The following is an 11913-nucleotide window of genomic DNA, read 5'->3' on the forward strand; positions in this document are numbered from 1 at the left end:
AATTCCATTACTACTATACTGAATAACCATGGGCAATAATAAAGTGAAATAAGGATACCCAGATGAGCGCTATCATTGTTGATGACCATCCGTTAGCCAGGATTGCTATCCGAAACTTACTGGAAAATGAAGGGATTACCGTATCACTTGAAGCGTCTGATGGTGCAGAAGCGCTAGCGCTGATTGAAAGTCATCAACCAGAGATTGTTATCTTAGATGTTGATATCCCAACACTCACAGGCATAGAAGTTGTTGAAGCACTAAGAAAAAAACAATATAACGGTATTATTATCGTTGTTTCAGCTAAAAATAATATCTTCTATGGCAAACGGAGTGCTGATGCAGGTGCAAATGCCTTCGTGAGTAAAAAAGAAGGTATGACAAATATTACTGCTGCGATAAATGCTGCCCAGAATGGATATAGCTATTTCCCCTTTTCATTAAGTGGATTTGTCGGCAGCCTCAACTCTGAAGAAGAAAAGCTGCAATCTCTCTCATCGCAAGAAATCAAAGTTATGCGGCATATTTTAAATAGTATGGATACCGCGCAGATTGCATCCGAGATGAACATCAGCAGTAAAACAGTCAGTACCTATAAAAGTCGTTTAATGGAAAAACTGGAGTGTAGGTCATTAATGGAGTTATTTTCATTTGCCAGTCGCAATAAGATTGGTTAGTCATTATGTCACAAAAATTTATCAGTATTTTCTTCTCGCTCATGATGCTGATGCCCTTGGCTTATGCAGACCCCGTCACGCCTATCGCGCTTGAACTGGCAGGTCACACTGAAGCAGACCTCCCGACAATAAAACTCAGCAATGATGAGCTACTTTGGTTAGCGAAAAAAAATAAGCTGACAGTGGCTGTCTATCCTCCCGAATATCCCCCGCTGGCATTTAGTAGTCTGACTGGGCGTTATCGGGGGATGAATGCAGATTATTTGGCGCTCTTACAAAGATCCCTTAATACTGACATAGAAGTAAAGCGCTACCCTGACCAACAGCAAGCCTTGGCGGCGATAAAATCGCGTGACGTAGATCTTATCCTCACCAAACAGACCGACTATATCGCTATCAATAGCCCTTTTATTGTCTCTGAACCGATAGTTCGCTCTTATCCCATGCTGGTGGCGCGGCAAGACGAAACAATGCAGCCGCTACATACGAATAAACGCGTCAACATTGCTATTTCAGGGGGATTTCCGTCAGAGGAATTTATCAAGCAATCATTTCCTAATGCCAATATTGTTTCTTTTGACAGTGAATATCGGGCGTTGGAATCGGTTGTCGAGCGACAAAGCGACTATTTTATTGGCAACAATCTCACCGGCAATATCGTCATGGCGAGGGATTTTCCCTATACGCTTAGCGTGGTCAAATTCTGGGAAAAACCGCAGATCAGTAACCGCTTCATCGCGTTAGAAAGCGAAAAGCTGCTCATTGATATTATCAATACATTCCTCAATGTAGAAAGAGATCAAATTCATAATCATGAAACTCAATTTTGGGTTGATGGTGTTAGCCTCTCACACCTTGCTAAACCACTTCCTCTGACGCCAAAAGAACAACTCTGGCTACAAAAAAATCCTAAGCTGCGTGTACTCATTAATCCTTACTATGCCCCTTTTACGATGGTGGATGAAAATTTGGAAATCCGGGGGCTTATTGGCGATATTCTTAATCTTATTCAACTAAAAACAGGCCTGGAATTCGAGCCCATTATCGTCAATTCTAACAGTGAAATGGCTAATATTATGCGCAAGGGTGATTGGGATATATTGCCCACGACAACCTACAGTTTAGAGCGTGAATATTATCTTTCTTTCACTCACCCTTTTATTGCGACACCATTTGTTGCAGTTGTCAGAGATAAACCTGATGGCATTACAAAATTATCTGCGGGCATGAAAGTCGCCATACCTGAATACCATACGCTGTATGAGCAGTTAAAAAGTCGATATCCCAATATTCAATGGATTAATGTCGATAATAGTAGTGTGGCGCTCAACATGGTGAAAGATGGTCGTGTAGATGCTTCTATCTATAATTTACTGTCTGCTCGGTATATGATTGACCATTATTATCTCGGAGAATTAAAATATTTCCGTATTGCTGATGATACACCAGCATTAATTAGTTTTGCATTCCCTCGAGGGAATACAGAGTTACAACAGATTCTTAATAAATCGCTCGACGATATTCCGCAAAAGGAAATATCACGTCTGGCGGCTAAATGGGCGAAAATGCCTAATGTTAAAATTGATACTTGGAATTTATATAACAAACAATTTTACTTGGTCATTGCGTTAGCTGCGCTGTTGATCTTTAGTAGTTTGTTATGGGGGCTTTATCTTTCCCGCGAAATCCGCATGAGAAAAAAAACACAAGCAGCACTCGAAACTCAACTCAGTTTTCGCCAAACACTCTCTAATGCGATTCCCATGCCAGTTTATGTCATATCACTGGAAGGTGAGTTACAGAGCTATAATAGTGCGTTTACAGATTTCTTTTCACCGGAGATGCGTGAAGAGATCCGCCCATCGTTATTTGATAGCCGCCACCCACTCGCCAATATCTTCTCAGTCATCCATCATGATATTGAAAAAGGTCTGATACCGGAATCCGTCCTTGCTCATCACTTGGTGCTCAATAACGGCCAAGAAGAGCGGCATATTGTGCATTGGCTGACCCTTTGCCTTATGCCCGCGAATGTTCCTGCAACCATTATTTGTGGCTGGCAAGATATCACCGAATCGAAGCAGTTAATGAAAGCGCTTCAGATAGAAAAAGACAAAGCGATACATGCCAATCAGGCAAAAAGCACTTTCTTAGCGAGCATGAGCCATGAAATTCGGACTCCGATTAGTACCATTATGGGCTTCTTAGAGTTGCTATCTACCCATAAACAATCTCCTGACGAAGATCAAGAATCGATTCAATTAGCCTATGCCACCGCCCAGCACTTGCTAGGATTAATCGGCGATGTCTTGGACATGGAGAAAATTGAATCCGGCAATTTTGAACTAGCGCCTGAATGGGTCGATGTGGAAGCTTTGATAACCAGTACGCTAAGAACATTTGCAGGGCTGGCGAAACAAAAAAATCTCCAGCTCATTTTTGTTAATCGATTAGTGAAAGGGGAATATCTGTGGCTTGACCCGCAAGCCCTAAGGCAGATATTAAGTAATTTCCTCAGCAATGCCATTAAATTTACACAACAAGGCAGCATTGAGGTCTGTGTCGAAACACATGCCAAGAGTAAGATGCAAACTCAATTAATATTGAGCGTGTCGGATACTGGCTCTGGAATCAGCCAACAAGATCAGCAAAAGTTGTTTACACCCTTTAGCCAAACGCAAGTAGGTAAACAGCAAATGGGGTCCGGCCTCGGTTTGGCAATATGTCGCGAACTGGTCTCACGCATGGGCGGTGAAATTAAGATGCTCAGTGAATTGGGCCAGGGAACGACCTTAACGGCTACGTTTACGCCGGAGGTTTCGCGTGACGCAGTTATCGCAACACTGACGTCAAAATACGCAACCGAGCTACCTAAAAATCTTAATATTCTCGTTGCTGATGACCATCCCAACAATCGCCTGCTGTTAAGACGCCAGTTAGATAAGTTGGGATATCATATCGACGAAGCTATAGATGGGGTTCAGGCATTAGAATTAATTAAGCGAAATAGCTATGACCTGCTGATTACAGATATCAATATGCCGAATATGGACGGCATTACCCTCACACGCCATATTCGAGGCTTCAATCAAGATATTGTTATTTGGGGATTAACGGCTAATGCGCAAGCAGAGGAGAAAGAGCGCTGCCTCGCCATAGGGATGAATTTATGTCTCTTTAAGCCAGTGAATTTGCAACAGTTAGAATCTTCATTACGCTTGATCGATATACGCCAGCCAAGATCTCGATTGGGGGAGCTTATCGATCTCGAATTACTCAAAACATTAACATTGGGTGATGACAAATTAATGCAGCAAATGTTGACGACTTCTCAAGTGGAAAATGGCAAAGACCTGACATCCGCTAAAGAGGCTGCTCGTATAGGAGATTGGGCCGCATTGCAAAATCATTTGCATCGTATTAATGGTTCAGCACAAATTTTAGGGGCTGCTGCCATACTTGCACTTTGTGAACGGTTGGAAAGTCATGAACCAATGCAGGTTCCAGACCCTATTATCGAAGAAGGATTGCAACAATTGGCGCAGCAACTAACTGAACTTAATGATGAAATAGACTTAATGTATCGGGCTTAAATAGACCGATTCGGATAAACAGAAAGCATGTTGATTATTGAGATATAGGAAAAGTAGCATATGAATAAAAACCGGATATCAAAAATTCTGTTTGGTGTCATGGCCTTTGTTGGCACCATTACATTGATTCCTGCAGCACAAGCATGTACCAGAGCAGTGTATCTAGGGCCGGAAGATTTAGTGATAACAGCAAGGTCGATGGATTGGAAAGAAGACCTGCATTCCGATTTGTGGATATTCCCGCGAGGAATGGAACGTACAGGTAATGCTGGACCAAACTCCGTAGTCTGGACATCAAAATATGGCAGCGTGATCACCGCAGCCTACAATATCGCCAGCACTGACGGTATGAATGAAAAGGGTTTAGTGGTGAACATGTTGTGGTTAGCTGAATCTCAATATCCAACGCCAGCCCCAGATAAGCCTAACCTTTCACTGGCTGCTTGGGGACAATATGTTCTCGATAATTTTGCCACTGTCGATGAAGCTGTTAAGACATTAAAAAATGAACCTATTTCCGTATTAACCAGTAAAGTACCGGGTCAAGAAAGGCTGGGGACCATTCATCTCACGCTTTCCGATCCCAGCGGAGATAGTGCTGTATTTGAATACATTGATGGAAAACTGACGATTCATCACAGCCGAGAGTACCAAGTTGTCACTAACTCGCCGACCTATGACAAACAATTAGCCATTGATTCATATTGGCAAAGAATTGGTGGTACTAACATGCTACCGGGCACCAACAGCTCCAGCGATCGTTTTGTTCGGGCACAGTTTTATATTAATGCGATCCCAAAATATACGGATAAGCAATTGGCCACAGCAAGTGTGCTGAGTGTTATTCGTTCTGTTTCTGTTCCTTATGGTATCAGTACCCCTGATGAACCAAATATTTCTTCCACCCGTTGGAGAACACTCTCGGATCAGAAAAATAAGATTTACTATTTTGAATCCACTCTAATGCCAAATACATTTTGGGTCGACTTTAACAAAGTTGATTTTTCAAAATCTGCTGAAGTTAAAAAACTGAAGATAAATACGCCTCAAGCAATTCAGTATACCGGTGATGTTTCTGCACATTTTCAACCTGCGAAACCCTTTGTATTTGAACCTGTAACACCTTCAGTATAACGGATTTGAAGGGAGTCACCTTCCCTTCAAATTTCAATCTATCAATTATGCGTCTATTTTAACGCTAACGCATTGAATGTATCTCTACCATCACTAAATCTGTTAATCCTGTGACTAGCAATTGCAATGAAAGCGTCACCAGAATAATACCTGAAATACGCGCCAGCGTATCCATCGCTCCCGTAGAAAGCCGACCATGTAATGGACCTGATACTAAAAAGGTCAACGCAATTGTCGGCGCCATCATTAATATCACGGCTGACAGCGTCAACATGCCTTCTAATGTACTATTGTGCGCTGCGGAAGATATCCCTACAGCAATCGTTCCTCCTCCCATCGATAACGGAAATAACAACGGCACCACAGCCAGATCACGAAATCGTTTAGGATTATCACTATCTAATGCGTGATTACTTTGCTCTACTTTGGTTCCACGCATCATCAATGGCCAGCCTTGAAACAGTAAAGCAGCCCCGCCAGTGACGGTTAAAGCGTGTGGGCTTAACCCTAATGCCATCAGCATGTAATTACCCAGCCAAATAACAAAGAGCATGATCACGACATATTCAAACGCCACACGCCAAGCTAATCGCTTCAGAATCGTGTTGGGTACACCATCTAAAATAATTGCCGCGGTGGCCATAGTAGCTGGAGGGCTAAACATTGACAAAAAAGTGATATACAACAATAAAAACTGAAGCAGCCACTGTTCCATGTTTTTTCCTATAATGTCTTGATGACTGACTGTGAATATAACGACACGCTATAACTATATTAAATATACGAGAATATTCCGCGATTCAGCAATGATTAAGTCACGACAGCGAGAATAATACGCTAGCGGTAAGGCGATCATAATCATTGTGGTTACCAATGTAATTATTAAAATCTACTATTGATAATGATTATCGTTTACTTTTTGTTTAAATTCAATAGCGCATTATTGGATTAGACATTGCATTTATGACTTCGAAGGATCGACGGTGAAAGTAATCAGCCTCACAATACCTTTAATTTTTGATAGGTTATGCCTATCTCCGCAGGTAAAGAATGTAGACGATATCTCTAAGCATCCTTGGGTAAATGAGTCGGTCACTGTTAATCAATCTTCTATTTCCTGAAATGCACAGTGATATTCAATCTGTATTATTAATAATTTAACCAAGGTTCTTTATGAAAAAGCACTCATTAGCAATTTTTGCCACATTGATTTTATCTGGCTGCGCGACAAAATGGGAGCCATTAAATAATCCGACACTAACGCTTCAAGAAGCTAAGAAGCTTTGTCATGAAAAAGCACAGGCTCAATACCCCGTCAGAAATGAGGTCGCAACAAGAAGTGTTCAACAGCCGACCTATATAAAATGTAATAAAAAAGACGATGGATGCTCTAGCAGTGGCTACAAATCAGATAAAGTCTTAGGTTTTGAGAGCTACGCCATGGATGTAAATGAAGACAGCAGAAATAGTATGTTTTTAGCTTGCATGGAAACTAACGGGTGGAAAAAACCAAATTGGTTAGATGCGTATCTCTGAAACATCCACAATGATATTCACCATGTCATTTAAGCGATAGAAAACCTCATCACTAATTTAGGTAACATATTGATATGTTACCCACTTAGTTAAATAAGCGAACTGACAAACTCTCTTCTTGTATGGAAACAAAGCTCAATGATAAGAAAGTCAATATTTGTCACGGCATTGATACTCTCTGGTTGTACGCCCAAACCAACACCTCCTGAAAATTTTAAGTCACTCAATAATCAACAACTATGCCAAGCTCTTGGATATAACTCAGACAAAGCAGTTGCGACTCTCAGTATATTGAATGAAATATCATCTAGAGGGGAATCAATCGATATGGATCAGTGTCATGCACTTGAAATGGCAACCAGAGAACATCCGGTAGATGTTCTTAAAACAGAACCGTGGGATGATTTTTCTCGTCAGGTAAACAAGAGAATCATGGAGGATATCCAAAAAATGCATCGAGAAGGAAGACTTTAAGCATTGTTTTCAAATAAATGTATCGGAGAGAGATACATTTATTTGAATGTAGCATGCTCATCAATATTAGCTATATCTCAGACAATATCATCGTAAATTAATTATTATCAACAAGAGCACCAACGAATAAAGTCAGGCAAACTCGCCTGACTTTATTGTATTAAAACACTCGTGGTCAATGAGGGTTAATGTACTTTTTTACCATCCACCACGATATGATGTGGAGAACGGGCTCTTGGATGAATGAAGAAATGCCCTTTCGGTGCAGTATCTGCTGTAATAGGAACTAACGTCACATTATTCTTATTCCCTTTCTTATCGTGTAGCGCATAAATAATGAAAGGAATCGCTAATACAACCAAGAAACTAACAGCCAGCAAACCGGCATAAATGTCATTAGCCTCTTTACCTGGCAAGCCAGACGGCGGGAAGAACGATACAACAAATGCAGTAATTGAAGTGATTAAGCCAATCGTTGCCACGGTAATCTTAACGGCATTTCCCCCTGGGATATTAAAGGTACGTTTGTTTTCTGGCTGTTTCCTGATCAACGTAATATAGCCGAGGAACAGCAAGAAATAACTGCACAGATAAATCACGACAGTTAAGGCTAGCGCAATCAGGAAGGACATATTATTACCGCCCCCCGTATTCGTCAGCACAATCAGCGCGATAGACGTAATCACTAACTGAGAAATAACCAAGGTAACGGGCACACCGTTCTTGTTCATTTTGGCAAAACGAGCAGGCAAAATACCTTGCTGCGCGGTGACTAACATTCCGCGAGAAGGCCCAACAATCCAAGCCGCAATTTCAGCCAGCACACCTAGCAGTAACAACGCGGCAATCACACGGATAGCCCACTCAAATCCCGGACCAAAATGATTAATCAGTACGGTAAAGCTCTGCATCACCCCCGCAGATAGGTTTATCTGCTCGTGAGGAATTACCGCCGCAATAGAAAGCCCACCAACGGAGCTTAAGCAAATCGCAGCAAACATAAGCAGCAACATGGCAAGCGGATAATCGCGACCAGGATTTTTCATTTCGTTGACATGGGTTGCAGAGGCCTCAACCCCCATATAACTCAAGATGAAAGCAACAAATACGACTAACGTTCCCATACTGGTAAAGTCAGGGAAGAATGTTGCCGCACTGATTTCAATGGCAACGGGTGCACCTGCGTGTAAATAGAAAATGACTAAAATAACTAATATTGCGGCGGGCAAAAGTATGCCAGCAAAGAAACCAATTTTCGCAATACGTGCGGTATTTTTAGTACCACCAAATTGGGTGAAAGCCAGTGCCCACAAAATAATCAGCGCGGCGATTGTTTTGACAACCGGCTCCTCATTCAATGCTGGCCATTTGAGGATATAAGAAAGTGCACCGAGTACAAAATAGAGCATTGGAATAAAGCCAATGGCGATTTGCAAATAACCAAAGGAAATGGCAGCAAATCCCCAACGTTCCCCTAATGTTTTAGAAACCCAAGTAAATACCCCACCTTCTTGCCAACCTTCAACTGTCGCCATTTCAGCGGCGCACAAGCCGACGGGAATAAACCAAAGCAATCCACCTAAAAGTAAGAAGAAAATAAGCGCAAAACCGGAAGTTGCAAAAGTTGGATATTCATAAACCGCCATCACCATGGATGCTGTTATCGCAAAAAAACCGAGTAGCGATAATTGTTTTGGCGTGGCGCTCGTTTGTGTACTCGCCATAATCACTCTCCTGAAGAAAGATAAGCCGATACTCATTGAATATTGCATGAGCATTACGGGGTAGTATTAATTACCACCCCGTAAATTAAGTTATCGAATCGTTTTATCCGTGGTTAAAACCACTCGCTTCTTCTTCAGTCAGAGGTTTCGTGACTGGGTGGTTTTTGAAATAGTCTAGCGCTCTTTTAATATCATCAATCAACAGGCTTCCGAGGTCGTAGCTCACCCCATGACGCACCAGAATACGCTGGATAACCAAATCTTCTCGGTTCGCCGGCATGGAATAGGCTGGGACCTGCCAACCGCGAGAGCGTAACTTATCGGCCAAGTCATAAAGGTTATATCCACCTAACGCCGCATTATCTTTCAGCTTCCATGCTAATGCTGGGATCCCTTTACTGCTGTCACCATCAAACAGCATTTCAAATGGCCCAATATTGCCAATTTCCTCAGCCAAATACTGGGCAGTGGCATAGCAAGCATTATGGATTTTTGCGTACCCTTCACGGCCCAGACGCAAGAAATTGTAGTACTGCGCAATGATCTGGCCTCCGGGGCGCGAGAAGTTCAGCGCAAAGGTGGGCATGTTGCCGCCAAGGTAATTGACGTTGAAAATGAGATCTTCAGGTAAATCAGAGGCTTCACGCCATACAACCCAGCCAGCCCCGAGTGGCGCCAAACCAAATTTATGGCCGGAAGTATTGATAGATTTTACTCTCGGCAAACGGAAATCCCACTCCAGTTCTGGCGCGCAGAATGGCGCAAGGAAGCCGCCGCTCGCGCCGTCAATATGCATAGGAATATCTAGGCCGGTATCTTTTTGCAGCTTATCAAGTGCATCACAAACCGCTTTAACCGGTTCGTACTGACAAGTAAAGGTGACGCCAAGTGTCGGCACCACACCGATGGTGTTTTCATCAACACGCTTGAGCACCTCTTCTGGGCTCATGATCAAACGGTCACCTTCTAACGGAATTTCACGCAATTCAACATCAAAGTAACGGGCAAATTTATGCCAACAAATCTGTACTGGCCCACAAATCATGTTCGGTTTATCGGTCGGCAGCCCTTTCGCAGCACGCTTATTTCGCCATTGCCATTTTAATGCTAGCCCTCCTAACATCGCGGCTTCAGAGGAGCCAATAGTGGAGCAACCCAAGGTCGTTTCTGGTGTTGGGGAGTTCCACAGATCAGCCAGCATTCGCACGCATCGTGCTTCAATTTCTGCTGTTTGCGGATATTCATCTTTATCGATCATGTTCTTATCGATCGACAAATCCATTAGTTCACGAATTTCGTCATCGACCCATGTTTGGCAAAAAGTGGCCAGATTTTGACGAGAATTACCGTCTAACATCAGTTCATCACGAATAGCGCTAAATACATTGCGCGCATTACGTTCTTTCGCTGGGAAAGTAGATTTAGGCATCGATTTCGCTAAATCAATAGAAGCATACACATCATCGTTTTCATTGTAGTTAGTAAATACGTTATTTTTATCCATGATCTCACCCTTAAGGAGAATGTATTAAATATTAATGTATTGACTGATACGATCCGAAAAAATTATCTTTCTTTCAGAACGATGTGGCAGGATTTCATTTTTAGCCTACACAATCATTGATGACTCTTTATGCTAGCTACAGAGTCATGTTCAACAACATTAAATGTATTACAAAAAGCTCAGAATGCCAGAATTCTTACTCATTTTGAGGTATTTTAATTTAACCAACTGTTTTTAATCATTTATTTTATTGAATTTTATTATCCATAACACGGATTAATTCTATTGGTGAAAATGTCATTTGTTACGTAATAGTAAAAGTTTTCAAATAATTAAATTAATAAAAAATTCACCGAAAACGCTAAAAACAAATGATTTACAATCGTCATCATCAGGAAAGTCATCATATTTGTTATGTTTTTTATTGATACCAAGTACAGGGAATATGGTAGTGTGCTTCTCTATCCTATATTTTTTATCGTCTATCAATAATCAGAAGAAACCATGGATAATTCACTACAAAAAGTTGCTGAACAATTACGTTGCCCAGATGGGGAGGACGGAAAAGCCTTAGGCCATATCATGAACATGCGTAATCTCCCTGTGATCATGAGCGGCATTCATCAGCTTTGTCTGAGTGAGGGTGATCATCTGCTTGAGTTGGGATACGGCAATGGCGGGTTGTTAGGTTATATTCTTTCTTTGGCCGAGAACCTCCACTATACCGGTTTGGAGTTTTCGCCATTAATGCATCACGAAGCTTTGGGCTTTAATCATCCGTATATTCAAGCGGGCTGGGCAGATTACCGTTTGTACGATGGCGTAACACTTCCGCTAGCCGATGCCACTGTCGATAAAGTGTTAACCGTCAATACGATATATTTTTGGCAGCAACCTGATGCATTACTCAAAGAGATCTGTCGAGTGTTGACCGTTGGTGGGCTTTTCTGTGTGACGTTTTGCGATAAAGCTTTCATGGCGAAACTGCCTTTTGTCGAGCATGGATTTCAATTGTATAGCGAGTCAGAAGTGCGCGCCTTAATGGCGAATTTGCCGTTAAAACTGCATGCGCAAGAGCGCAAAAAAGATAAAAGTATCAGTAAAACAGGCGAGATCGTTGACCGTGAGTTCATCAGTTTGGTATTCGAACGAACAGCTTAATCAGACACATCCCTACATTTAGGCTAATTCCACACCTAAAGAGACGATTAGCCATCAAACTTAAATATTTTAATTTATTGAAAAATAAAAATATTAAGTAAAAATTCAAT

Annotated in this window: 9 protein-coding genes; 6 read left to right on the forward strand and 3 right to left on the reverse strand. The window is 41.8% G+C overall.

Annotation, left to right across the window (positions count from 1 at the left end; all coding sequences use genetic code 11):
• Positions 1-62 precede the first annotated feature (62 nt).
• From evgA to BN68_RS14880, 3 genes are all read left to right on the forward strand, one after another.
• Positions 63-677 (forward strand): acid-sensing system DNA-binding response regulator EvgA, encoded by a 615-nt coding sequence (gene evgA, locus BN68_RS14870; RefSeq protein ID WP_019211961.1) that lies wholly within the window; start codon positions 63-65, stop codon positions 675-677.
• Positions 678-682: 5 nt separating this feature from the next.
• Positions 683-4270, forward strand: a complete 3588-nt coding sequence (locus BN68_RS14875) for a response regulator (protein WP_019211962.1) — start codon at positions 683-685, stop codon at positions 4268-4270.
• A gap of 99 nt (positions 4271-4369) precedes the next feature.
• Positions 4370-5404, forward strand: coding sequence for a linear amide C-N hydrolase (locus BN68_RS14880; protein ID WP_408068271.1), 1035 nt, complete (start codon positions 4370-4372; stop codon positions 5402-5404).
• 64 nt (positions 5405-5468) lie between these two features.
• On the opposite strand, the gene BN68_RS14885 is transcribed toward BN68_RS14880, so the two are convergent.
• Complete coding sequence (locus tag BN68_RS14885; protein WP_019211964.1) at positions 5469-6119, reverse strand: MarC family protein; 651 nt, start codon at positions 6117-6119, stop codon at positions 5469-5471.
• A gap of 458 nt (positions 6120-6577) precedes the next feature.
• On the opposite strand from BN68_RS14885, the gene BN68_RS14890 reads away from it, so the two are divergent.
• Both BN68_RS14890 and BN68_RS14895 read left to right on the forward strand, forming a co-directional pair.
• Positions 6578-6940: a hypothetical protein gene (locus BN68_RS14890; RefSeq protein ID WP_019211965.1), complete on the forward strand. Its 363-nt coding sequence runs from the start codon at positions 6578-6580 to the stop codon at positions 6938-6940.
• Between the two features lie 138 nt (positions 6941-7078).
• Positions 7079-7414 (forward strand): hypothetical protein, encoded by a 336-nt coding sequence (locus BN68_RS14895; RefSeq protein ID WP_019211966.1) that lies wholly within the window; start codon positions 7079-7081, stop codon positions 7412-7414.
• 185 nt (positions 7415-7599) lie between these two features.
• Here BN68_RS14895 and gadC read toward each other — a convergent pair whose 3' ends face one another.
• Together gadC and BN68_RS14905 are read right to left on the reverse strand one after the other, a co-directional pair.
• Positions 7600-9138 (reverse strand): glutamate:gamma-aminobutyrate antiporter, encoded by a 1539-nt coding sequence (gene gadC / locus BN68_RS14900; RefSeq protein ID WP_019211967.1) that lies wholly within the window; start codon positions 9136-9138, stop codon positions 7600-7602.
• A gap of 103 nt (positions 9139-9241) precedes the next feature.
• Positions 9242-10642, reverse strand: a complete 1401-nt coding sequence (locus BN68_RS14905) for a glutamate decarboxylase (protein WP_019211968.1) — start codon at positions 10640-10642, stop codon at positions 9242-9244.
• 504 nt (positions 10643-11146) lie between these two features.
• Here BN68_RS14905 and BN68_RS14910 point away from each other — a divergent pair.
• Positions 11147-11803, forward strand: a complete 657-nt coding sequence (locus tag BN68_RS14910; protein ID WP_019211969.1) for a class I SAM-dependent methyltransferase — start codon at positions 11147-11149, stop codon at positions 11801-11803.
• Positions 11804-11913 lie beyond the last annotated feature (110 nt).

It is taken from the genome of Yersinia massiliensis CCUG 53443 (genome assembly GCF_000312485.1).
GTDB lineage: Bacteria > Pseudomonadota > Gammaproteobacteria > Enterobacterales > Enterobacteriaceae > Yersinia > Yersinia massiliensis.

What these genes read in the sequence shown, in the direction of transcription:
- evgA (WP_019211961.1), top strand. Translation starts at nt 63, where the DNA reads ATGAGCGCTATCATTGTTGATGACCATCCGTTAGCCAGGATTGCTATC.
- BN68_RS14875 (WP_019211962.1), top strand. Translation starts at nt 683, where the DNA reads ATGTCACAAAAATTTATCAGTATTTTCTTCTCGCTCATGATGCTGATG.
- BN68_RS14880 (WP_408068271.1), top strand. Translation starts at nt 4,370, where the DNA reads ATGGCCTTTGTTGGCACCATTACATTGATTCCTGCAGCACAAGCATGT.
- BN68_RS14885 (WP_019211964.1), bottom strand. Translation starts at nt 6,119, where the DNA reads ATGGAACAGTGGCTGCTTCAGTTTTTATTGTTGTATATCACTTTTTTG.
- BN68_RS14890 (WP_019211965.1), top strand. Translation starts at nt 6,578, where the DNA reads ATGAAAAAGCACTCATTAGCAATTTTTGCCACATTGATTTTATCTGGC.
- BN68_RS14895 (WP_019211966.1), top strand. Translation starts at nt 7,079, where the DNA reads ATGATAAGAAAGTCAATATTTGTCACGGCATTGATACTCTCTGGTTGT.
- gadC (WP_019211967.1), bottom strand. Translation starts at nt 9,138, where the DNA reads ATGGCGAGTACACAAACGAGCGCCACGCCAAAACAATTATCGCTACTC.
- BN68_RS14905 (WP_019211968.1), bottom strand. Translation starts at nt 10,642, where the DNA reads ATGGATAAAAATAACGTATTTACTAACTACAATGAAAACGATGATGTG.
- BN68_RS14910 (WP_019211969.1), top strand. Translation starts at nt 11,147, where the DNA reads ATGGATAATTCACTACAAAAAGTTGCTGAACAATTACGTTGCCCAGAT.